This is a genomic window from Mesobacillus foraminis (assembly GCF_004340465.1).
In the GTDB taxonomy this organism is placed as follows: Bacteria; Bacillota; Bacilli; order Bacillales; family Cytobacillaceae; genus Mesobacillus_B; species Mesobacillus_B foraminis.
The window spans coordinates 215,945-234,201 of the sequence record NZ_SLVV01000009.1; the positions used below are offsets into that span (position 1 = coordinate 215,945).

General features: G+C 43.0%; 18 protein-coding genes and 1 other RNA gene. 15 read left to right on the top strand and 4 right to left on the bottom strand.

Annotated features, from left to right (window positions below):
• Nucleotides 1–27: 27 nt before the first annotated feature.
• Nucleotides 28–642 (bottom strand): Holliday junction resolvase RecU, encoded by a 615-nt coding sequence (gene recU, locus EV146_RS17870; protein WP_121612043.1) that lies wholly within the window; start codon nucleotides 640–642, stop codon nucleotides 28–30.
• A gap of 107 nt (nucleotides 643–749) precedes the next feature.
• On the opposite strand from recU, the gene EV146_RS17875 reads away from it, so the two are divergent.
• From EV146_RS17875 to EV146_RS17885, 3 genes are all read left to right on the top strand, one after another.
• A complete protein-coding gene (locus tag EV146_RS17875; RefSeq protein WP_132009013.1) occupies nucleotides 750–1,736 on the top strand; it encodes a DUF2515 domain-containing protein in 987 nt (328 codons plus the stop codon).
• Nucleotides 1,737–2,165: 429 nt separating this feature from the next.
• Nucleotides 2,166–2,441, top strand: coding sequence for a hypothetical protein (locus EV146_RS17880; RefSeq protein WP_132009016.1), 276 nt, complete (start codon nucleotides 2,166–2,168; stop codon nucleotides 2,439–2,441).
• A 70-nt stretch (nucleotides 2,442–2,511) separates the two neighbouring features.
• On the top strand, nucleotides 2,512–2,892 hold the full coding sequence (locus EV146_RS17885; protein ID WP_132009019.1) for a YppE family protein: 381 nt from the start codon (nucleotides 2,512–2,514) through the stop codon (nucleotides 2,890–2,892).
• A 68-nt stretch (nucleotides 2,893–2,960) separates the two neighbouring features.
• Here EV146_RS17885 and yppF read toward each other — a convergent pair whose 3' ends face one another.
• A complete protein-coding gene (yppF, locus tag EV146_RS17890; RefSeq protein ID WP_132009022.1) occupies nucleotides 2,961–3,155 on the bottom strand; it encodes a YppF family protein in 195 nt (64 codons plus the stop codon).
• 185 nt (nucleotides 3,156–3,340) lie between these two features.
• Here yppF and EV146_RS17895 point away from each other — a divergent pair, with 185 nt between their 5' ends.
• Both EV146_RS17895 and hcp read left to right on the top strand, forming a co-directional pair.
• Nucleotides 3,341–3,859 carry a YppG family protein gene (locus EV146_RS17895; protein WP_241993947.1) on the top strand — a complete coding sequence of 173 codons (519 nt, stop codon included), beginning with the start codon at nucleotides 3,341–3,343 and terminating at the stop codon, nucleotides 3,857–3,859.
• 190 nt (nucleotides 3,860–4,049) lie between these two features.
• Entirely contained in the window at nucleotides 4,050–5,348 is a 1,299-nt protein-coding gene (gene hcp / locus EV146_RS17900; RefSeq protein WP_132009025.1) for a hydroxylamine reductase, read from the top strand.
• A gap of 46 nt (nucleotides 5,349–5,394) precedes the next feature.
• Here the strand turns inward: hcp and EV146_RS17905 are convergent, their stop codons facing one another.
• Entirely contained in the window at nucleotides 5,395–6,024 is a 630-nt protein-coding gene (locus tag EV146_RS17905) for a Crp/Fnr family transcriptional regulator (protein WP_132009028.1), read from the bottom strand.
• A gap of 227 nt (nucleotides 6,025–6,251) precedes the next feature.
• Here EV146_RS17905 and EV146_RS17910 point away from each other — a divergent pair, with 227 nt between their 5' ends.
• The 8 genes from EV146_RS17910 to EV146_RS17945 all read left to right on the top strand — a co-directional run bounded on the left by EV146_RS17910 (nucleotide 6,252) and on the right by EV146_RS17945 (nucleotide 15,425).
• Nucleotides 6,252–8,531, top strand: a complete 2,280-nt coding sequence (locus tag EV146_RS17910) for a DEAD/DEAH box helicase (RefSeq protein ID WP_132009031.1) — start codon at nucleotides 6,252–6,254, stop codon at nucleotides 8,529–8,531.
• Between the two features lie 15 nt (nucleotides 8,532–8,546).
• The gene (locus EV146_RS17915; protein ID WP_132009034.1) at nucleotides 8,547–9,863 is read left to right on the top strand and encodes a ribonuclease H-like domain-containing protein; all 1,317 of its coding nucleotides are present in this window, start codon (nucleotides 8,547–8,549) and stop codon (nucleotides 9,861–9,863) included.
• A gap of 370 nt (nucleotides 9,864–10,233) precedes the next feature.
• A complete protein-coding gene (locus tag EV146_RS17920) occupies nucleotides 10,234–10,503 on the top strand; it encodes a CotD family spore coat protein (RefSeq protein ID WP_121612052.1) in 270 nt (89 codons plus the stop codon).
• A 180-nt stretch (nucleotides 10,504–10,683) separates the two neighbouring features.
• Nucleotides 10,684–11,244 carry an SLOG family protein gene (locus tag EV146_RS17925; protein WP_132009037.1) on the top strand — a complete coding sequence of 187 codons (561 nt, stop codon included), beginning with the start codon at nucleotides 10,684–10,686 and terminating at the stop codon, nucleotides 11,242–11,244.
• Nucleotides 11,245–11,323: 79 nt separating this feature from the next.
• The gene (gpsB, locus tag EV146_RS17930; protein ID WP_132009208.1) at nucleotides 11,324–11,626 is read left to right on the top strand and encodes a cell division regulator GpsB; all 303 of its coding nucleotides are present in this window, start codon (nucleotides 11,324–11,326) and stop codon (nucleotides 11,624–11,626) included.
• 84 nt (nucleotides 11,627–11,710) lie between these two features.
• Nucleotides 11,711–12,090, top strand: an RNA gene (gene rnpB, locus EV146_RS17935) — RNase P RNA component class B.
• Nucleotides 12,091–12,241: 151 nt separating this feature from the next.
• Nucleotides 12,242–13,384, top strand: coding sequence for a THUMP domain-containing class I SAM-dependent RNA methyltransferase (locus tag EV146_RS17940; RefSeq protein WP_132009040.1), 1,143 nt, complete (start codon nucleotides 12,242–12,244; stop codon nucleotides 13,382–13,384).
• Nucleotides 13,385–13,481: 97 nt separating this feature from the next.
• Nucleotides 13,482–15,425, top strand: coding sequence for an ATP-dependent DNA helicase (locus EV146_RS17945; protein ID WP_132009043.1), 1,944 nt, complete (start codon nucleotides 13,482–13,484; stop codon nucleotides 15,423–15,425).
• A gap of 22 nt (nucleotides 15,426–15,447) precedes the next feature.
• Here the strand turns inward: EV146_RS17945 and EV146_RS27620 are convergent, their stop codons facing one another.
• Nucleotides 15,448–15,597 (bottom strand): hypothetical protein, encoded by a 150-nt coding sequence (locus tag EV146_RS27620; RefSeq protein WP_162990231.1) that lies wholly within the window; start codon nucleotides 15,595–15,597, stop codon nucleotides 15,448–15,450.
• A gap of 153 nt (nucleotides 15,598–15,750) precedes the next feature.
• On the opposite strand from EV146_RS27620, the gene EV146_RS17950 reads away from it, so the two are divergent.
• Nucleotides 15,751–17,262, top strand: coding sequence for a carboxypeptidase M32 (locus EV146_RS17950; RefSeq protein WP_132009046.1), 1,512 nt, complete (start codon nucleotides 15,751–15,753; stop codon nucleotides 17,260–17,262).
• A gap of 34 nt (nucleotides 17,263–17,296) precedes the next feature.
• Nucleotides 17,297–18,187, top strand: coding sequence for a DMT family transporter (locus tag EV146_RS17955; RefSeq protein ID WP_132009049.1), 891 nt, complete (start codon nucleotides 17,297–17,299; stop codon nucleotides 18,185–18,187).
• The last annotated feature ends 70 nt before the right edge of the window (nucleotides 18,188–18,257 follow it).

Consider the following 18,257-nt stretch of genomic DNA (forward strand, 5'->3'; position numbering starts at 1 on the left):
TTCCTTTCTAATAAACAAAAAATAAAACTAACTAAGGTTATAAAGATAATCTATTACTTTAATATAGTCAATCCTGGGCTGGAAACCAAGAGGTATTTGATGGCCATATTTCTCTACCTCCTCTTTGGTTATAGATTTACGGCCGCCTTCCTCCATTCTGTCCCAAAAAGACAGCAGATAGCTTGCCTCAAGCAAAAAAACCTCCTCCAGGCTAGTAAAGCGCAGGATCACAAAACAGACCCCTTGATGGGATAATACATCCCTCATATGGCGGATCTGGTGGGTGTGGAAGTTTTTGAGCGGAAAGGAACTGGTGAACTTTGTTTCTTTCGCTTCAAAATCGATATACTTGCCTTTGTATACGCCATTGTAATCCGTAGTGGAGGCCTGTTTGAAATAGGCTTCTTTAATGACGGCTGCACTTCTTTTAGGGTAGTCCACGTTAACAATCTGGACAGGAGTAGGCTTTTTATGGATAACGGCAATATTCTGCTCAAGATAATACAGATTTGTCTCATTCAGGTCTTCTTCAAGCGTCATCCCCCGATTGCTGTATGCAAAATTTTTTTCTTTCCGGATTTTTGGTGCTGCTGTATTTGTCTTTGGAACATATCGTTTTCCATTCGGATAATGAAAGTTCAATTATACCCACCTCGCAAACTACTACCTATCATACCAAATCTTTACGTTGTGTGGTTGAATAAAAAGCCCCATTTAAAGCTAGGATAAAAAGGAAAGGGGGGAGCAGCATGGAAACAGGGGCAGATGCCGGGACTCTGGATTTGACGGCGGAGGAAGTACAAATCCTGTTTAAAATTCAGTCGGAAACAGCAAGAAAAAATGTTGATAATGTTTCCAGAACTTCGGCCTATTTAGACTTTTATTTACAACATCCGGATATAAAATGGGCATTTCTTGCAAGCATGGTTTCCCGTAACGGGGGATACAGCATGTGTGACCTTGAAGGGGAATGGTACCCAAAAGTCCTAAAGCCATCCATTAGGAACCGGCTTTTTTTAACATATGAGCGAGCGAATTGGACGATTTTCCACGATGCATACCCTCAGCTTCTCCTCTATGAGTATTCGACGCAAAAAAAGCGAAAAATGTTTCACCTGCTCCCATATTTAAAAGTATCTTCTTTCATGTTACGGGAATGGGAACAATATTGGATACACAGGGATCAAAAACAGTTGATGACCGCGTTAATTGTCAATGAGCAAAATGTCATTCACAGGACAGTTGTCGAGCATCATGTGTACCAAAAACAGGTTTTTGATACATTCATGTTTTTTTTTCAGGACCGGCTTCACTTTAGCGCGGTATTGCTTCCTACTATTAACGGGAAGCTCTTTGGTGCAAGTGTAAATGGCTTCAAGAACGTTCATAAACGGATTGACCTGGGCAAAAGACTCGCAGATATCCTATTTAACCCTAAGCTGTATCCTTCCTTTCTCGAATTTGCTCTTTTAACTGAACATACCGGGTCAAGAAATGATTATGAACAGTATTTCCGCGAAAAGACATATCGGGACACCCCTTATTTAAGATGTATTTATCCTGTCGTCCGGCATCATGAAACAGCCCGGGAAGACTGGTATCTAAAACAAGGCTTACAGAAATCCTGGATGGAAAAGAAGGTATGCCATAAACATCCGATTGATCTCACGAAATGGTTTGTTGGGAAACAGCAGCAATTTAAAACGCTTGTACTTTTAAAGCAGCTAATGAAATAAACGGGAAAAATTAAAAAGCAAGGTTTCCCTTGCTTTTCTCTTGCGGGTCTTTCCTCATCAAGTTGATGGACGGTCTGGACCTTCTAGTTTCTTGTCACCGTATCCGGCTTTTCTTTCTTCCAGGTTTTTAGGCTGTTGTTTATTGCTTTTTTCTTGTTTTTTCATTGTAACACCTCCGGTTAGTATTTTGTGCACAATTGTAATTTTCATGCGGCAGCTTTTGTCGAATCCTGAATTCATGAAAGGAATTTCGCTTTCTTTGCCGAATTGCTTCTAGTTTTGTCAGGGAGAAGGAGCTCGGGGGAGAAAGGTCGAATATGTTTAGCACCTGGAAAAGACAGAGAGCATTAGTTGAAGGGACTTACAAACTTGTCCTCGAAATGGGCCATAAAGCATATTCCAGGTCAGTACAAGCCGAAGGAGGATCCTATGATGAAAACGGCAGGGATTGAAAGGGAAGAAGTGTTGTTAATGCTGTCTGAGTTGAATGATCAGCTTAATATGCTTGAGTCTGAGTTGCATTCCTCAATTGAGGAATATTGGAACGACTGGTACGGATCTCAAGAAAGCCGGCTTGAAGATTGTGGAAAAAAATTAATTGCCCTCGAGGAAAGTTTAAGGGACCTTGAAAAAAATAATCCACTGGAATCCAGGAAACAATACAGCAGCAGTGTTCCTTCCATTAAACTTGAACTGGGATACTAAATTAAATAAAATGAGGGTATAGCAGAGTAGCTTCCTGACGAAGCTGCTTTTTATTTTGGGGGTTCCAGGCATGATTACTGAGAAAGAGTTAATGATTAAGACTAAAAGGTTACTGTCTTATAATGAGAAGGCATTGCTGCGTTTTGAGCAGGCAAAAGCCTCAGGGGAAAAAGGGGACTTTTATAAAGAAGTAAAGCCTTTTGCTGATAATGTAAAGGAAGAAGCCGAAATTTGGAGGAAAGAAGCTTCCGACTGGCTTATGAAACACCCACAACGGAATCTTCACACTCGTCAGATTTTATCAGCAGCAGAAAATATCGAGATGGTTTCAATCCAGGCATTTTTCCCAGAGACCAGCAGAAAAAGGTTTATTGGGCATATTCAATCCATTGAGTTTGTGTTAAATAGCTTCTTAAAGGCGCTGGAAAGAATTATAGAGGATTATGCCTGATACTTCATTGATACTTCTTCACTTTAGCAAAAAAAAACAAAGTACCAAACGGCACTTTGTTTTTTTTCTCAGGAAAATTGTTTTGCGTCTTCCGGGAATTCTGCCCCTTGAAGCTCTAACTCACGAACAAGGCAGCGATAATCTTTGAAGGAAATTTCATTGTACACGTAAGCTTTTTTTGCAAAATCCAGTAATTCATTAACATGGCTGGGTGTATAGTCCCTGGCTTGCGAAAACATGATTTTTAGCTCGTGAACATTCATGATTTTCCTCCTTAAGGCTTTTCTCTATTTTATCATGCCAGGTAATTGGTCTTTTATTTTTCAAAAATTGAGATTTCAGACAGGATTCTTCATGATTAGACATGAGAAATCACGTTCAATTTTTCACCAACTGGGCTTTATGGTCATAAAATATTCCAGCGAAAAATTGAGGAGGAGGTTTGTTCATGTATACCCAGAGACGACGAATGCCGGGAAACTTTCCTTATGCCTCTCACCCCATTCCAGTATCCTGGAATGGAGGTCAAGCTAGAATGCTGCCGCAGCCTCCACAGCAATATGCGCCAAACTGGCCTGTCATGCAAATGGGCGATCCATCTTTCTACCCGCAGGAAGTAAATTATGGCCAGGTTCCCATGCATTCAGCCTGGCAGGGGGCTAATCAGGGGTATGGATCCGATGTCTCCCAAAGCCTTTTTGGGAATCCTCTGCAGCAGGGGGAACCTCCGTATGGATACGGTCCGGTTTCCCAGCCGGCAGTAACTTATCAAAATATGAATCCTTATCCTCATCAGGCATTCCTGCCAAAACAGCCTTCTGGATTTCAATCTGTCATGAATTCGTTTAAGAGTCAGGATGGAAACCTTGATATCAATAAAATGATTGATACTGCTGGACAGATGATGAATGCAGTCAGCCAGGTTTCGTCCATGGTAAAAGGATTGGGGGGCATATTAAAAGTCTAATAAAATAAATAGCTCCTGGCTGTGAAGCAAGCAGAACTGATACTCTCTGCTTGCTTTTTTTTTTTGAATATCGTTTTAATCTTGAACGATTTGTGACACTTAGCACCCCTGTGACTTTTATCACGCATTGCTTTTTTTATCTATCGTATTCTGTTTACAGGAAGCAATTGAAGAAAAGGGGTAATTAGATATGTTTTGTTATCAATGTGAACAGACTCCAGCTGGGGGCTGTAAAGTAATCGGAGTATGCGGAAAAGACGAAACAATTGCAAGTTTGCAGGATACGATCGTTTTTGGGCTTAAGGGGATAGCCGCCTATCGGACGCATGCCAGCCAGTTGGGATACACCGATCCGTTTGTGGATGCTACCACTCATGAAGCACTTTATATGACATTGACCAACTCTAACTTTAATTTGCAGGAACATATCGATATGGCGATGAAAGTAGGACAGTCGGCAGTCCGCGTCATGGAAATGCTGGATGAAGCCCATACAAAGCGTCTGGGCATACCGGAGCCGATTACTGTCAGCCAAAATAAAATTGAAGGCAGAGCGATTGTTGTAACAGGCCATAATCTATTTGCACTTGAAGAACTGTTAAAGCAAACAGAGGGAAAAGGGATCAACATCTATACTCATTCTGAAATGCTCCCGGCACATGGTTATCCGGCATTAAAGAAATTTAGCCATTTAAAGGGAAATATGGGAAAAGCCTGGTACGACCAGCGCCGTTTGTTTGAAAAGTTCCCTGGTGCCATCCTTGCCACTACAAACTGCGTTATGCCAATCAAGGGATCCTACGCGGACAGGATGTTTTCCTATGAAGTGGCCGGACTGGAAAATGTCCAAAAAATTGAAAATGATGATTTTGAGCCATTAATTACAAGGGCTCTTGAACTGCCGGAGGCAAATATTCATTCAGATGAAACCTTGCTGACTGGTTTTCATCATGAAACTGTATTAGGGCTTGCGCCTGAAGTGATTGATGCTGTTAAGGCAGGTAAAATCAAACGTTTCTTTGTCATAGCGGGGTGCGATGCCCCGGGCAAGGGGGGGGAGTATTACCGGGAGCTTGCGACATCCCTGCCGCCGGAGGCTGTTATTCTCACTACTTCTTGCGGAAAATTCCGTTTTAACGATGTAGATTACGGAGTTGTGCCAGGAACAGAAATCCCAAGGTACATCGACCTCGGCCAATGCAATAACTCTGTTTCTACCATAAAGATTGCCAGTGCACTGGCCAATGCTTTTAATTGTCCTGTCAATGAGCTGCCAGTAAGCATTGTGCTTTCGTGGTTCGAACAGAAAGCTGTTGCCATCCTGCTGGGTCTCTTCAGCCTTGGGATTCAGGATATCCGCATAGGGCCAAAGCCGCCTGAGTTTATTTCTGAAGGGGTCATGAATGTCCTTCAGCAAACATTTAATTTGAAGCTCATCACAACAGTTGAGGAGGACTTGAAAGCCATGCTGGAATCCGCAGAATCCTAACATGAGAACCCGCTCCCCATAAACAAAACAGGGGAGCGGGTTTTTCCTATAGAATCTCTTCCAAAAGTGCTCTAGGATCAAAGAACATGTTATGAGTGCCATCCATCACCAGCAATTCGTCTTTTTTCATTTTCGTCAACGTTCTGCTGACGGTTTCCCTTGTAGTGCCTATCATATTGGCAAGATCCCTGTTCGTAAATTCAGGTTTAAGACAGACCCTCCCATCTTCCAAGGTTTCCCCGTGCTTATCAGCCAAACGGATAAGGAGTTTAATAATTTGCTCATAGGTATTGTTCAAAATTTGTTCCTCAAGCCGATCCTGCAAATCAACAATTTTTTCTCCCAGTACTTTAAAAACTTTTATGCTTAAGTGTGGATTCTCGATCAGCACTTTTTCAAAGAGGGCGATCGGAATAACCACCAGGTCTGAAGTCTCAAGGACTTCCGCAAATGCAGGGTAGCCCCCTTTCCGGAAAAAGCCTATGTGCGGGAACATTTCCCCGTTTTTGAGGATGGCGACGATTTGCTCCCGGCCATTGATATCGCTTTTATAGATTTTAACCTTGCCGTCAAGGATAAAATAAACATTCTCAAGCGTGTCCCCCTGAAGAAATACATGACTGTTCTTTTCCCATTTTCTTAGTATTGAAATTTCTGCAACTCTCGTAAGCTCCATGTCATCCAAATCCTTGAATAATGAGTATTTAGCTAAAAATTCCTTTAATTAATTACTGTTCATTGGTTCACCTCAAGTAAATATCACAATAAAACCATTTTAACAAAATATGCCGGCAATGAAGAGGGGCAGACGGCAGGCTGTTAAAAAATAGCATAAAAAAATCACCGTTTTTCCCTTTTTGAACGAACATTTATTCGATACAATGAAGGAATGAGGTGAGGGTTTTGAAGTTCCGGAAAAATTTAAAAGAAATTATGGACAGCCTAAAGCTGGATGAATCTGTAAGAGACAATATTGTTCATTGGCATACAATTGAAGAAAAGGAAGCTAGAACTTCCGCACTGCCGGAGGGCATCCACCCAGCTTTAATTGACGCTCTTAACAAGCGGGGGATTGGCGAGCTTTATACACATCAAAAATCAGCATTTGAAACAGCAGCAAGGGGACAAAGCATGGTAGCTGTAACCCCAACTGCCTCGGGAAAAACCCTTTGCTATAATCTGCCGGTGATACAGGAAATCATCAATGATCCTAATTCCCGGGCACTTTATATGTTCCCAACCAAAGCACTTGCCCAGGATCAGAAAAGCGAAATTAATGAACTTATTCAGGAATCCGGCCTTAACATTAACAGCTATACATATGACGGGGATACGCCTGCAAATATCCGCCAAAAGGTGCGGAAAGCGGGCCATATTGTCATTACCAATCCCGATATGCTTCACTCGGCGATATTGCCGCACCATACAAAGTGGGTATCGCTCTTCGAAAACCTGAAGTTTGTGGTGATTGATGAGCTTCATATTTATCGAGGTGTATTTGGAAGCCATGTAGCGAACGTAATCAGGAGGCTGAAGAGGATATGCCGTTATTATGGAAGTGATCCAATATTCATCTGTACTTCGGCAACCATTGCAAACCCGCTGGAGCTTGCTGAAAATCTGACTGAAACAAAAATGAACTTGATTGACAACAATGGGGCTCCGTCAGGCAGGAAGCATTTCCTGTTTTACAACCCGCCCATTGTAAACAAACCCCTGAATATCAGGAGGAGTGCGACGCTTGAAACTCGAATGCTGGCGGGGATGTTCCTCAAGAATAAAATCCAGACCATCGTCTTTGCCCGCAGCCGGGTGAGAGTTGAGATCCTTTTGACTTACCTGCAGGAGCTGGTTAAGCATAAGCTCGGTCCAAAGGCCATCAGAGGTTATCGGGGAGGGTATTTGCCAACTGAACGCCGTGAAATTGAAAAAGGTCTTAGGTCAGGGGAAATTTACGGAGTCGTCAGCACCAATGCCCTTGAGCTTGGAGTGGACATCGGCCAGCTTCAGGTCTGTATCATGAATGGATATCCTGGAACGATTGCCAGCGCCTGGCAGCAAGCTGGACGGGCAGGGAGAAGGCATGGTGAAGCTGTTGTTGTGATGGTCGCAAGCTCCAGCCCGCTTGACCAGTACATGATTCAGCACCCTGATTACTTTTTTAACAGAAGCCCTGAAACAGCGAGGATTAATCCTGACAACCTGATCATCCTGATCGACCATTTAAAATGTGCTTCCTATGAGCTCCCGTTTAAAAAAGGAGAGCATTTTGGAACAGCAGAAGTGGAAGAAATACTTGAATACTTGACTGAAGAACGCATTTTGCACCAGAACGGTGATAAGTGGTATTGGATGAATGATGCCTTTCCTGCCCATAACATTTCCCTGCGTTCCGCTTCCCAGGAAAATGTGGTCATCATAGATCAATCTGATATCGCGAATGTACGGGTCATTGGTGAAATGGATACCTTTTCTGCCATGACTCTTTTACATGACGAAGCCATCTATTTGCATCAGGGAATCCAGTTTCAGGTGGAAAAGCTCGATTGGGAAGAAAAGAAGGCCTTTGTCAGGGAAGTAGCTGTTGATTATTTTACGGATGCTAATCTTGCCGTTCAGCTAAACGTGCTAGAAATGGATAAACATCGAAACCTTGGGTCTGCAGAAATTGGATACGGCGATGTCAGCGTCAGAGCAATGGCCACCATTTTTAAAAAGATTAAGTTTGAATCGCATGAAAATATTGGTTCCGGTCCGATTCATCTTCCCGAGGAGGAATTGCATACAAGTTCTGTCTGGATTTCCTTTGACAAAGGTCGTTCCGGCATGGGGGATGAAAGGCTGGAACAGGGGCTTATCGGAGCTGCACAATCCCTCAAGCATATTGTGCCTTTATTTGTTATGTGCGACCCTCAGGACGTACATGTGGTCCCGCAGGTAAAAGCTTCTCATAATGAAAGACCAACCATATTCTTTTATGATCGCTACCCTGGTGGCATCGGCCTTAGTGAAAAAATCTATCAGGGGATCGAACACATCCTTGACGAAACAAAACGGATGGTTGAAAACTGCCAATGCACTTCTGGCTGTCCTTCCTGTATCGGGACTGATACAGCTTCAGAAAGTGCAAAAGCAGATGTTATTAAGATTATTAATTACTTTTTGAAGAACGCGGCTTCTTAAGGAAGGAGGATCGAAATGTCGCTAAAGAAAAAGCTTAACCGATTAAAACCACATTTAACCGGCGGGCAAAAGCCATTCCCTGCTGAGAGTGCAGCGAGTCCGCTTCCAGTCATTCCGGAAGAGATTCCTTATAGCGACATATGGGAGCAGGAAAGCGTAAAACCTTATTTTTTTGATGGCAATTACTGTCTGGTCCGGGAAGTAACCTACCCGTTAATGCATAAACATGGCAAATACCGATTTGCAGATGCTGCCGAAGCTGTGGCAAGGTGGAATGAGGCCGGCACCTCCCATCCATTATCAGCTGCCGGGCACAAACCGGGGGATTTGTTCTTTTTTGACACCGAGACTACAGGCCTTGGGGGCGGTGCCGGCAATACAATTTTTTTGCTTGGGCATGCCAGGCTGACTGCTGACCGGGTAGTCCTGACCCAGCATATCCTGCCTCAGCCAGGCGCTGAGGTAGCCCTTTACCAGAGCTTTCTGGCCAGTGTCGACTATACAACTCTTGTCACCTATAACGGAAAGGCTTTTGATTGGCCGCAAGTAAAGACGCGCCATACGCTTGTCCGTGATCATGTTCCTAAGCTGCCGGCATTTGGACATTTTGATCTTTTTCACGGTGCCAGAAGGTTATGGAAGCATAAAATCGATCGAATGAAACTTTCCGCTGTCGAGAAAGAGATTCTTGGATTTGAACGGAAGGATGACATTCCCGGTTACCTGGCACCAATGATCTATTTTGATTTTCTAGAAAGAAAAAACCCTGAAGGACTGCTGGGTGTTATAAAACATAATGAGCTTGACATTCTGTCACTCATCACTTTGTATGCCCATCTTTCTTTCCAGCTGCTGGGTGAAGACAGAGCGAGAACCTCAAAAGAGGCATTTGAGGTTGGAAGATGGTTTTCCTATCTTGGAGAAAGGGAAAAAGCCAAGGAATTGTTTCAGGATATTGCAGAGGCCAAGGATTCGGAATCAATCGCGGCCAAGCATGCTCTTGCCTATGAATTTAAGAGAGTGAAAGATTGGAAAAAGGCAGTCCCGCTATGGGAGTCTTCAGCAACTGCAGGAGAGCCTATTAAAAGAGTTGAAGCCTGCATTGAACTGGCAAAGTATCATGAACACCACAGCAAGGATTACGGAACGGCTGCACATTACTGTGAAAAAGCAATATCATTGCTTAATTCGATGGAAAACGGGAAAAAGAATGGTAGGGTAACAGCAGATTTAGACAAAAGGATCAACAGGATCATGTCTAAACAGGTAAAGCGGGAACATATATCAGATGGAATGATTGCCAATCAGGAAGTAAAATCCCATGTTGATTGAGCTGAAAGCAGCCTGCCAAAATGAATCTTTTCATGGTGTCACAGAAAATTAACAAATCAGTTGGAAAATCGACTAAATTCCTGTTGTATCTCCCAGCCTTCAACGTTAAAATTGAATCTTGTATGGAATAAAACTAATAATTTTTATGTGGGGCTGTTAATCATGTATAAAGCAATTTTGGTTATGTTTTTTGTGGTCGTTTGTCTGACAGCTATTGTTTTTACAGGCTTAAAAGACAATTTTTATACTTTCCTCTAAGGTCTGTTAAGGATAAAAGCTATTAAAATAGGTGTTTTCCTTAGTACAAGACACTCCTTTCTTTCATAGGCTGTAATGTAAAGAAAAAGTTTATGAGGAAGGAGCGAATAAAATGTTTTGTAGACCAACAAAAGTTTTGCCAGCTGTCGTTCATCCAACCAAATGCTGTGTGAACCATAGCTTCTCTAATAATGTGGTGCCGCATATTCATCCATCGCACACAACTAATGTCCATCATACAAAATTTGATCATGTTCATTATTTCCCGCACACTCAGTCTTCTGTAAATGAAGTGTCGCATCAGCATTTCTATGGAGGACCACGTCCGCCATTCGGTGCATTTGGTCCCGGACCAGGTGCAGGTCCATTTTTCGGAAGATAGTCCTATTCAGGGAATCAAGGTTTTGGAATTAAATGTCTCAGAGTACTAAAAGGCTGATAAAAACAAGGGCTTGGACTGCAAAGCCCTTGTTTTTACTTCGTACTGCCAAATTAATCTATTCATACGTTAATATTTAAAACAATAATGAATACACTTAGAAATGATGCGAAAGGAGAAGCCATGACAAAAGTTGCGCTCATAACAGGGTATAAAGCGTATGAACTTGGTGTTTTTAATCAAAAGCATCCTGCAGTCAACTACATAAAAACGGCCATCCTCAAGCAGCTTGTCCCCCTGGTAGAAGAAGGTCTTGAATGGGTTGTCATCAGCGGACAGCCCGGAGTCGAGCTATGGGCAGCCGAAGTTGTCTTCCAGCTGCAGGAATATCTACCTGACTTAAAGCTGTCTGTCATTACTCCTTTTTTAAAGCAGGAAGAAAAGTGGAATGAAAACAATAAGGAATGGTATGAGTCGGTCCTTGTCCAGGCGGATCATGTTGACTCGGTTTCCAGGCGTCCATATGAAAAACCTTTGCAGCTTAAAGCAGCTAACCAGTTTTTGATTGAAAAAAGTGATGTGCTCATTATCCTGTATGACACCGAAAAGGAGGGAAGCCCCAGATATTTCCTTGAAGCCGCTAAACAGAAGCAGGAAAGAAAAGGATATGATATCCGGATGATCGGCTTCCACGACCTGCAGTTAATTGTTGAGGAAGAAGAGTTCAATAACCAGGAGTTTTAGCTTAAGTAGAAAAATTGACAAAATTGCTCGTTTTTGAAAAAATATAAGTTGATGATAGGGGTAAATTGAGGTGAATATGATGCTATCTGATAAAATTAAACTGACAGCGAAAGATATTTTGGAAAAAGAGTTCAAAACCGCTATGCGAGGGTATAAGCCTGAAGACGTGGATAAATATCTTGATCTGGTGATTAAGGATTATGAAACCTTCCATCAGGAAATCGAAGATCTTCAGCAAGAAAACCTGCGGCTAAAAAAACAGCTTGAGGAAGCTTCAAGGCGGCCTGCAACACAAGCTGCTGCCGGGACAACCAATTTTGATATTTTAAAGAGATTATCAAACTTGGAAAAACACGTATTTGGTAATAAATTGTACGATTAAATCCGTTTATTTCCAAATTTACAAGTTGATTACCATTGCTATATTACCTCTGATTATATATAATAGTTTTTGTAGTCGTTAATAGCGTTCGGGTAATCGCTGCAGCTTGCTGCAGAGGAAAGTCCATGCTCGCACGGGCTGAGATGCCCGTAGTGTTCGTGCCTGGCCAATTCATAAGCCAGGGCAGCCGCCTTTTGCGGCTGACGGCAGGGAAAGTGCCTAAGTCGATATCGATATGGCATGAGTACCTATAAAAGTGCCACAGTGACGGAGCCTCACCAGAAATGGTGAGGGTGGAACGAGGTAAACCCCGCGAGCGAGAAACCCAAACAATGGTAGGGGCACTTTCTTGGAGGAAATGAACGAAGAGAAGGACAGGTGAAAACCTGTAGATAGATGGTTACCACCGGAGTGCGAGACATTTGTCGTTTGCAGCACAAAGGAACAAAACATGGCTTACAGAACGTTATTAATTGATTTTGTATGAGTGTTTTTTAAAAGCTCTCCTATTGCCGGGAGGGCTTTTATTTTTACATAGATTATTTGAAGTGACAGATGCTAAACTGGTATGATAGATGTTCAACAGCCGAATATAAATCATTAAGGGTGAAATAGATGAAAAAATTTGATTTGATTGCTACCTCTGCCATGGGGCTGGAGGCGTTGGTTGCCAAGGAGGTCAGGTCCCTTGGATATGAGTGTGAAGTAGAAAACGGGAGAATTACCTTCCAGGGGGACGAGCTTGCAATAGCCCGAAGCAATCTGTGGCTGCGGACCGCTGACAGGGTTAAGATTAAGGCTGGTGAGTTTAAAGCCTATACTTTTGACGAGCTGTTTGAACGGACCAAGGCGATTCCATGGGAACAATTTTTACCGGAAAATGCCGAATTTCCGGTCAGCGGCAAGTCCCAAAAGTCTAAATTATTCAGTGTGCCTGATTGCCAGGCGATTGTAAAGAAAGCAATCGTGGAAAGATTAAGGAAACATTATAAAAAAACCTCATGGTTTGAAGAAAACGGCCCTTTATTTAAAATAGAGGTTGCGCTTGTAAAGGATGTCGCAACCATTACAATTGATGCCAGCGGAAGCGGACTTCACAAGAGGGGCTACCGGGTCGATCAAGGTGAAGCACCATTAAAAGAAACATTGGCCGCTGCCCTGGTGATGCTGACGAACTGGACGCCGGACCGTCCGTTTGCAGATCCTTTCTGCGGGTCAGGGACCATTCCTATCGAAGCTGCTTTGATTGGACAGAATATTGCACCAGGCTTCAACCGGGAATTTGTCTCTGAATCATGGGACTGGATTTCAAGGGCGGTATGGGACCAGGCCAGGACTGAGGCGGAGGACATGGCTAATTATGACCAGCCGCTGGAGATCACTGGATCCGATATCGACCATAGGCTTGTAAATATCGCCAAAGAGAATGCCTTTGAGGCAGGACTGGGAGAATTGGTTACATTTAAACAAATGAGGGTCCAGGATTTCACAACCCAAAATCAATATGGAGTGATTGTCAGCAATCCGCCATACGGCGAGCGGCTGGGTGAAAAGAGTGCTGTGGAGCAAATGTATAAAGAGATGGGAAAAGTTCTGATCCCTCTTGATACATGGTCTGTATACATCATGACTTCCAACGAGGACTTTGAGAAATTTTATGGCAAGCCAGCCACGAAGAAACGGAAGCTGTTCAATGGGTTTATCCGAACGGATTATTATCAGTATTGGGGCAAAAGACCGCCCCGGGAGAATAAATAACAAGATAAATAGAGCATATTAATGTATAATTGAATGGTTGTTTAAAGATTAGATTGAAGCGCCCTCGAGGCGTTTTCTATTTTTACGGAGGGATTTTATGCCTGGCACCTTGCCATTTACCATATCGAAGACTGATTCTTTTTTTGAAAAGCTGAGTGAATGGATCGGTGATGTTTTTTATGAGATATTGCCAGAAGCGGGATTCGAGGAACGAGATGAACAAATTTTCATGGCTTTTCAGCTTGAAAAGGCATTCAAAGATAAGAAGGCTATGTTTGCAGAAGCGGGTGTTGGCACCGGCAAGACGATCGTCTATCTGTTATATGCTGTCTGCTATGCACGGTATACAAACCAGCCAGCTATCATTGCCTGTGCAGATGAAAGGCTGATTGAACAGCTTGTAAAAAAAGAAGGCGATATTGCAAAGCTTGAACAAGCCCTTCAATTAAATATGGATGTCAGGCTTGCTAAGTCACGTGACCAATATTTATGCCTGAATAAGCTTGACCCGCTTGTTACTGATGATGATGAAGCCTACAATGCGGTGTATGACAGTCTGCCTGCTTTCGTTAACAGTACATCAACACTGCAAAAATTCCACCGCTATGGAGACCGGACAGAGTATCCATCGCTGACGGATGAACAGTGGGCGAATATATCCTGGGACCCTTTGCAGGACTGCCTGGCTTGCAGCAGGCGTCACCGCTGCGGATTGACGCTTCAGCGGGAGCACTACCGAAATGCCGCCGATATCATTGTCTGCTCACATGATTTTTATATGGAGCATATTTGGACGAAGGAGTCACGGATAAGGGAAGGGGAACTTCCTTTCCTGCCGGATGGCAGCTGTGTCGTTTTTGATGAGGGGCATCTTCTTGAGTTCGCCAGCCAAAAGGCATTGACATACCGCTTTGCCGAGCGGACATTGGAAACATTGCTGACCAGAATCATGGATAATGATGTCAGGGAAAAGACCCTGGACCTGATGGAACAGGCCATATCGAAAAATGATGAGTTTTTTGCTGAGCTGGCTAAATGCAGCTCTGAAAGCCGGGCATCGGAGAAAATGACTGTGCATAAAGCGCCATCGGTTACCGCTTTGGCAGAAAACCTTCTTTGGCTTCTTGATTCAATCCAGGAAGAATTAGTGTTTGAAAGTGAAATGTTTGTCATCGATGACTATAATCTAAAAATAGTGGAAGAGTACCTTGACCAGATTAGCTATTCCTTATCGCTTTTTGCACGGCGTTCGATCGGAATTAACTGGCTTGAAAATCATAACGGCGAAAAGACGCTTGTCATCATGCCTAAAATGGTGGAAGAAATATTGCGAAAAGAGGTATTTTCACAGCAAAAGCCTTTTATCTTCTCATCCGCAACGCTATCCGAGGGTAACTCGTTTGACTATCTCGCAAAAAGCTTGGGAATTGACGACTATCTTTCCTTTTCAGTCAGTTCGCCGTTTGATTATGAAGAAAAAATGCGTCTTTATTTACCAGAATTCTCTCCAGTGGATTTTGAAGCCAGGGCAAAATACGCTATGGATCAAATTCAGTCGTCAAATGGCAGGGCTCTTGTCTTGTTTACCGACATGAATGACCTTCATAGCTTTAAGAAGTATGTGCAGGGAAGCTTCGGATTTCCACTCTTGTTTGAAGGAGATGCAGAAATTTCAACACTCGTCTCCCGCTTTCAAAATGAAGAACAATCCGTGTTATGCTCGGTAAACCTTTGGGAAGGCCTGGATATCCCGGGGCGAGCATTGGAAAATGTTATTCTGTTTACGCTTCCGTTTCCGCCAAATGATCCAGTCTTTGCTGCCAAAAGGGAAGAAGCAAGCAACTCGTTCACCGAAGTGGACTTGCCTTACATGCTCTTAAGGCTTAGACAGGGAATTGGCCGATTGATCAGGACAAGCACAGATCAAGGAGAAGTTCATGTTCTCCTTGATCAAAATCTTGAGCCTGAAGTCCTGGAACGAATCCATTCTGTTTTGCCTGTTCACCCTTCAAAGCTTAATAACGGAGCCAAACTGGCTTAACGAACAAAAGGGTGTCCCTCAATTAAGGGGACACCCTTTTTGGCATGTCTTCAGCACCATCACACTCGAAACACAGCAGCTGCTGCTGGTCATCCACGGACCCGTTCAGGAATCCATCCAGACAGAATACTTCTTTTCCGCATTGAATACATTCTCCAACCAGCTCTTTCACTAAATCTCCTCCTTGATTCTAGTAATATATTCAGGCTCATGACATAATCATACCATTTCAGGTGTTCCTTTTTTTAGATTGAATGGTCTGTTTTAGACCTGTTATTGATTGAATATGTTAATATAAGGAAGAGAATAAAAAGGGGGAACCTTAATGGATATACTTAAAATAGAAAGACAATTTCTTGAGTATGTGAAAAAAATGTCCGCCTACGAGGAAGCGTTAGCCGTTATTTACTGGGATTTGCGGACAGGAGCTCCAAAAGACGGAATAGATCAGCGTTCTGAAGTGATCGGAGTCTTATCTTCTGAGGTCTTTAAAATGTCCACTTCTGAAGAAATGGCTTCTTATATATCTGCCTTAAGTTCGGAAGAAAACACCTCTTCACTGGTCAAAAAGGCAGTTGAAGTCTGCAGGAAAGAGTTTGAACGCAACAGGAAAATTCCTGCGGAGGAGTATAAAGAATATGTCATTCTCCAGTCAAAAGCAGAAAGTGTCTGGGAAGAAGCAAAGTCAAATTCAGATTTCGAAATGTTCAGACCTTATCTCGAAAAGCTTGTTGAGACCACAAAAAGGTTCATTGGCTACTGGGGTTTTAAAGGAAACAAGTATAACACACTTCTTGAAATGTACGAACCCGGCGTGACAGTGGAGATGCTCGATACTGTTTTTGGAGATTTGCGTAAAAGGATCGTTCCGCTGGTAAAGGAAATTTCGGAATCTCCGAATAAGCCGCATACTGGCTTCTTGTTTGAAAAATTTCCAAAGGAAAACCAGCGGGAATTCAGCCTGGAGATTCTAAAGCAAATGGGATATAACTTTAATGCCGGTCGTCTTGATGAAACAGTTCACCCATTTGCCATTGGAATCAACCCAGGAGATGTGCGTGTAACGACAAAATACGATGAAAACGATTTTCGGACGGCTGTCTTTGGGACTATCCATGAAGGGGGCCATGCGCTTTATGAACAAAATCTTTCCAGTGAGTTAATCGGGACACCGCTCTCAACAGGTACTTCCATGGGAATCCATGAATCACAATCACTGTTTTATGAAAATTTTGTTGGGCGCAATCTTTCCTTTTGGAAGAAGAATTATCACTTGCTGAAAGACTTTGCAGGAGAGCAATTCGATGATGTTCCCATCGAGGATTTTTACCGGGCAATAAATGAATCAAAATCATCTCTGATCAGAATTGAGGCGGATGAGCTGACGTACCCTTTGCATATCATGGTGCGTTATGAAATCGAAAAAGGTCTGTTTAATGATGAAATAGAAGTGAAGGACCTTCCTGAAATCTGGAACGATAAGTATGAGGAGTATCTTGGAATCAGGCCGAAAACAAATGCAGAAGGGGTTCTTCAGGATGTTCATTGGGCTGGAGGAAGCTTTGGCTATTTTCCATCGTATGCACTGGGTTATATGTATGCCGCCCAATTCAAAAATGCGATGGAACTAGACTTGGACTTTGACACTCTGCTTGAAGAGGGCAATCTCCTACCCATTCAGCAATGGTTGACAGAAAAGATTCATCAGCATGGAAAAATGAAACAGCCGCTCGAAATTCTCCGGGATGTAACAGGAGAAGGACTGAATGCCACTTACCTTGCCGACTACCTCACAAATAAATATCAGGAGGTCTACAGACTATCCTTGAAGCAGTAGCCTTTTCCACTATGTTTAATATGGAAAGGCGAGGGTGAGGAAGTTGCCATATTTAGCAATCGCCTTTGCGGCACTCATGTGGGGGTTAATTGGATTTTTTGTCAAGGGTCTTTCTTCGGCAGGGTTCAGCGCAATGGACATAGTCACAATCAGAGTGACTGTGGCTGCAATAGTGCTGATCGGCATAGGTATTATCTTTTATCGTTCCTATTTAAAAATAAACTGGAGCGATTTGCCGCTGTTTATGGGCACCGGCCTGTTAAGCATTGTGTTTTTTAACTGGTGTTACTTTACTGCCATGGAAAAGATGAATATTCCGGTGGCCGCAGCGCTTCTTTATACATCACCGGCATTTGTGATTGTTTTATCGTTGCTGTTTTTAAAAGAAAAATTAACTGTTTACAAGGTGATTGCTGTAGTTGGAACAATCACCGGCTGTACATTGGTGGCCGGGGTTTATTCCGTTCAAGGAAGCAGCTTTCCAGTTTCAAGTATCATGATTGGTTTGGGAGCTGGTCTGGGCTATGCGCTATATAGTATTTTCGGGAAATTAGCGCTAAGGAAATACCACCCTTTTACTCTCACAATCTATACATTTGTGACAGCTTCGGTCTTTATGCTCCCTGTGTTTTTCACAGGGGAAAAAGTGCAAATTGGCTGGAGCGGGGACTTTTACCTGTATGCTCTTGGGCTGGGGGTCGTACCAACAGTCCTGGCCTATTTTGCTTACTCCTGGGGATTGGGGAAAGTTGATAGCAGTACTGCGGCCATCATTGCTACGATTGAACCTGTAGCTGCGGCCTTCCTTGGGGTGATGGCTTTTGGAGATACCCTCAATATATCCCAAACATTGGGAATCGTACTTATTCTTTTATCAGTATCAGCTGTAAATCTTCCAAAGAGAAAACGCCAGCTTGAAGGTTAAACTGTTCATGCAAACAGACAAAAAAGCGCTCCATGACTGAATGGAACGCTTTTTTTGTTTTTCCTGGGCA

Bases quoted from the DNA above. Each gene is read 5' to 3' on its own strand.
- EV146_RS17875 (WP_132009013.1), top strand. From the start codon at position 750: ATGGAAACAGGGGCAGATGCCGGGACTCTGGATTTGACGGCGGAGGAA.
- EV146_RS17880 (WP_132009016.1), top strand. From the start codon at position 2,166: ATGATGAAAACGGCAGGGATTGAAAGGGAAGAAGTGTTGTTAATGCTG.
- EV146_RS17885 (WP_132009019.1), top strand. From the start codon at position 2,512: ATGATTACTGAGAAAGAGTTAATGATTAAGACTAAAAGGTTACTGTCT.
- yppF (WP_132009022.1), bottom strand. From the start codon at position 3,155: ATGAATGTTCACGAGCTAAAAATCATGTTTTCGCAAGCCAGGGACTAT.
- EV146_RS17895 (WP_241993947.1), top strand. From the start codon at position 3,341: ATGTATACCCAGAGACGACGAATGCCGGGAAACTTTCCTTATGCCTCT.
- hcp (WP_132009025.1), top strand. From the start codon at position 4,050: ATGTTTTGTTATCAATGTGAACAGACTCCAGCTGGGGGCTGTAAAGTA.
- EV146_RS17905 (WP_132009028.1), bottom strand. From the start codon at position 6,024: ATGGAGCTTACGAGAGTTGCAGAAATTTCAATACTAAGAAAATGGGAA.
- EV146_RS17915 (WP_132009034.1), top strand. From the start codon at position 8,547: ATGTCGCTAAAGAAAAAGCTTAACCGATTAAAACCACATTTAACCGGC.
- EV146_RS17920 (WP_121612052.1), top strand. From the start codon at position 10,234: ATGTTTTGTAGACCAACAAAAGTTTTGCCAGCTGTCGTTCATCCAACC.
- EV146_RS17925 (WP_132009037.1), top strand. From the start codon at position 10,684: ATGACAAAAGTTGCGCTCATAACAGGGTATAAAGCGTATGAACTTGGT.
- gpsB (WP_132009208.1), top strand. From the start codon at position 11,324: ATGCTATCTGATAAAATTAAACTGACAGCGAAAGATATTTTGGAAAAA.
- EV146_RS17940 (WP_132009040.1), top strand. From the start codon at position 12,242: ATGAAAAAATTTGATTTGATTGCTACCTCTGCCATGGGGCTGGAGGCG.
- EV146_RS17945 (WP_132009043.1), top strand. From the start codon at position 13,482: ATGCCTGGCACCTTGCCATTTACCATATCGAAGACTGATTCTTTTTTT.
- EV146_RS17950 (WP_132009046.1), top strand. From the start codon at position 15,751: ATGGATATACTTAAAATAGAAAGACAATTTCTTGAGTATGTGAAAAAA.